Origin of the sequence: Halorubrum sp. Ea8, from assembly GCF_002252925.1 — an archaeon.
In the GTDB taxonomy this organism is placed as follows: domain Archaea; phylum Halobacteriota; class Halobacteria; order Halobacteriales; family Haloferacaceae; genus Halorubrum.
The window spans coordinates 1-3,778 of record NZ_NHPF01000028.1; the positions used below are offsets into that span (position 1 = coordinate 1).

At 51.7% G+C, this 3,778-nt stretch carries 2 protein-coding genes; one reads left to right on the forward strand and one right to left on the reverse strand.

The genetic code is table 11. The annotated features are described in order from the left end of the window. A partial coding sequence (locus DJ74_RS01995; protein ID WP_217900309.1) for a helicase-related protein occupies positions 1-1,976 on the reverse strand: 1,976 nt, incomplete at its 3' end. Positions 1,977-2,093: 117 nt separating this feature from the next. On the opposite strand from DJ74_RS01995, the gene DJ74_RS02000 reads away from it, so the two are divergent. Further along, the coding region (locus DJ74_RS02000) for a DEAD/DEAH box helicase (protein WP_176451289.1) at positions 2,094-3,778 on the forward strand (1,685 nt) is incomplete at its 3' end.

The following is a 3,778-nucleotide window of genomic DNA, read 5'->3' on the forward strand; positions in this document are numbered from 1 at the left end:
TTCCACGGGAGGTCGTAGTTCACCATAATATGGGCAAACTGGAGATTGATCCCTTCCCGTGCAGCATCAGTCGCTAGCATAATATTCGCCTCAGACCGGAACTTCTCGACTTGCTCTCGCCGCTGAGACTGGGCTAGCCCACCGTGAATCTGCGTAATATCGAAATCCGACAGCACTTCGTCGCGAAGATATTCGAGGGTATCTGTATACTCTGTAAAGACCAGTACCTTCTCGTCTGGCTCTCTCTCAAGGAGGTCGTTGATCGACGTTCGTAGCCGTTCTGCTTTTGAATCAACACCAATTTGCTTCGCTCGCTGTATCAGTTCTTCTACAATTTCCAACTCTTTTTGTCGTTGTTCAGGATCCTGCCTTGTCGAGAGCTCTTGTAGCTCGTCTTCGACGTGCTGTCGTTGCTTTTCTGTGAGCGTTTCTGGGCTTTCTCTATATTGTTTGAGTAAACTTTTTGCAACCTGCGAGAGCTGATCTCGGCCGCCTTCTCGGAGTGTAGATTCACGTCTTTCGAGGGATCGCTGAATCGCTCGAATACTCGACACGAGTCGCTTTTGATAGATAACCATCGAAAATCCGGCGGCATGGGACGCTTGCTCCTCACCAAGCCGATAGTGCTTGTTGAGATACTCGGTAATATCCTGATAGAGCGCATATTCTTCATCGGTAAATTCGACTGATAGAGTATCGATCTGTTTTTCTGGGAACATCGGACTCCCGTCCGAATGTACCATATTAGGGTTACTCTTCAACCGGCGAATCATTAGATCATCCAATGATTCGGGATTGATACTGCTCTCATTTTCAAATCTATACGGCTCGATCAGATCAACTATAAAGTAGAACTGATCAGACTTTCCTTTATGTGGGGTCCCGGTCAGAAACAACAATGAATCAGCATTCTGGCTTACTGCTTCACCGACTTCATAACGATCTGTCGGTCGTCTCTCCCCATCACTTCCCCGTCTCGCTGTCAGATGGTGCGCTTCGTCGAAGATGGCAATATCCCATTCTGCTCGCCGGAGAGGTTCAAGCATGTCCTCTTCGTCGTCTGCCTCCGCCTCCTGTTTGGCAAAATCAATTGAGGTGATGACGAGATTATCATGCTCCCAGACATTCTCCGATGTTGTCGACCGGCCAATTGCGTCCACATAGTCGCGGTCATAAATCACGTAATCCTGATCGAATTTGTCTTTCATCTCCTCTTGCCACTGTAGTTTCAATGAGGCAGGCGTGACAATGAGAACTCGCTCCGCTCTTCCGCGGGCCATGAGCTCCTCGATGACGATACCTGCCTCGATCGTCTTTCCGAGGCCGACCTCATCAGCGAGTAGATAGCGTTGATCGTGGGACGTGAGGATTTCGTGCGCTGCCTCGACTTGGTGTGGGGTAACGTCTATTCGATTTCCTGCTAACGACAAGAACCGGTCGAACCGATAGGCGAGATCAAGTTTAATTGCTGTTTTTAACAAATCGAAGCGTGAACCGGTATCGAACTGCAATAGTGACAGTTTATCGCTGATGTCCGCCAGCGGCTCGACGCCTTTCTTATCGGCAGGAACTTCTTTTACCTTGTTATCTGCCGTCCGTACAATGAGCAGATCGGGACGGTCTGACCTTTCTTCAACTTTTAGGATTTCTCCTTTCCCGCCGGGAAAAGTGACCCGCTCACCGCTTTCGAACTCAGATGTCTTTGATACCATTGGAAGATTGGACCGATGGGTAGTGATTTCCCCTTCATCAGTGTGTATATGCAGCACATCGTCTTCAACACGGACGACTGTTCCTTCACCTCCGTAGTAGGACACCCTGTCACCCGGTTTGAATGTGCTGTGTGATGTCACACAATCATTTTGTCTATTCAACTGACTTATATTTACCCCGAGGACAATCGAAGCCGCCGTGATAGAGTCACAAGCAATGGGTGAGATGTGTATTTTTGCGAGGGTCTCCAACTTGTCGTCCATTGTGAATATGATTGGACGGTATTGAGGAGATGTTGTGGCCCCGGTATCACGCCCCACGGGAGCGTGGCGACTTATTTGCCGAGAAATTAAGTCAGGTCGCTACCTTCCGATATAATAGTGTCTAATTGCGCGTGTGGTTTCGATATCGGGGATCGCGTTAGCTTCGCGGGCGGCGAGGGTGAACTCGTCAAAGTCAATCACCGACCATCGGGACAGTGTCTGCTCCACATTCTGACCGACGACGATGACTCAAAAAAATTGCCTGCTGCAGTAGTTGATATTACAGACAGCAGCGACGCCCTCATCGAGAAGGGTGAGTTCGACGATCCAGCAGGCTTCAACCTTCGTGCCAAGGCGGCCGAATTAGATCTCGCACACCGACAGGATCGCTTCGTCGCATTGGAGAACAACCGGATCGACATCGCCCCCCACCAAGTGAAAGCTGCTCACGAGATCCTCACGTCATACGATCACCGCTACCTCATCGGCGACGAGGTTGGTCTCGGAAAGACAATCGAAGCCGCGATCGTCATCGAGGAACTCGCCGCCCGTGGACAGGCTGACCGCGTTCTGATTGTCGCCCCGGCACCACTTACCACCCAGTGGCAGGAAGAGCTCCGCGAGAAGTTCGACACGAATTACGTCATTTACGACCGCGACTACGTGGAGGCGAAGCGTGATGCCTATCCTGCCGAGAATGTCTGGTCGCACGAAGATCGCATCATCACTTCTGTCGACTTTGCTAAGCAGGATGATGTGCGTTCGGCGCTAAAGAACGTTCAGGACGACTGGGATATCGCGCTCTTCGACGAATCACACCACCTCACTGCCCGTCGAGAAGGCAAGCGTGGCGTCAACAAGACCGATCGATATCGGGTTGGGGAAGCGGTTTCTGAGACATCTGACGGCCTACTATTTCTCACCGGAACGCCACACAACGGGAAGCGTGATCAGTTCTACTTCATGATCTCGCTTCTCGATCCCTACCGTTTCCGCGACGAGCACGACGTCAACAAGGAGGGGCTGAAGGATCTAATGATCCGTCGGCTCAAAGACGAGATGTACAACGAGGATGGGACCCCCATGTTCCCCGAAAAGAATATCCAGACCCTTCCAGTCGAGTTCACGAGTCAAGAGCGCAAACTGTACGACGACATCACCGAGTACATCACCGAACACTACAACCTCGCCAGTCAAGAGGAGAACGACGCCGCGGGGTTCGCGATGGTACTCTACCAGAAACGGCTCGTTTCCTCGATCTACGCCATTCAGCAATCTCTTCGAAATCGGATGGAGTCGATAAAGGCGGGGGGCGCCGATGTAGGCGAGCTCTCAGAGCTCACAAAGAGCCTGCTCGACGAATACCGTGATAATCCGGATCTCCTTACGGAAGCGCAACGAGAGCGCGTTGAGGAGGAGCTTGGCGCCGCGGCAGCCTCTGGCGATCCAGAGAAAATCGAACAGGAGCTCTCGATGGTTCGCGAGCTCTACAACCAAGCGAAGGCGATCAGAGTCGATTCGAAAGCAGAGCGACTACGCGAGTACGTTGATGGGATCCTAGAGGAGGACCCCGATGAGAAGATACTCATCTTCACTGAATACACGGACACCCTCGAATACCTGAAGGGACAAGTGTTCGGCGACAGGGATATCGCCGAAATCTACGGTGATCTCTCACAGTCACAGCGTAAGCAACAGTTCGAGAAATTCGAGGGACCGGCGAACGTGATGCTTGCCACAGACGCCGCCCGAGAAGGGTTGAACCTACAGTTCGCTCATATCATGGTGAACTACGACCTCCC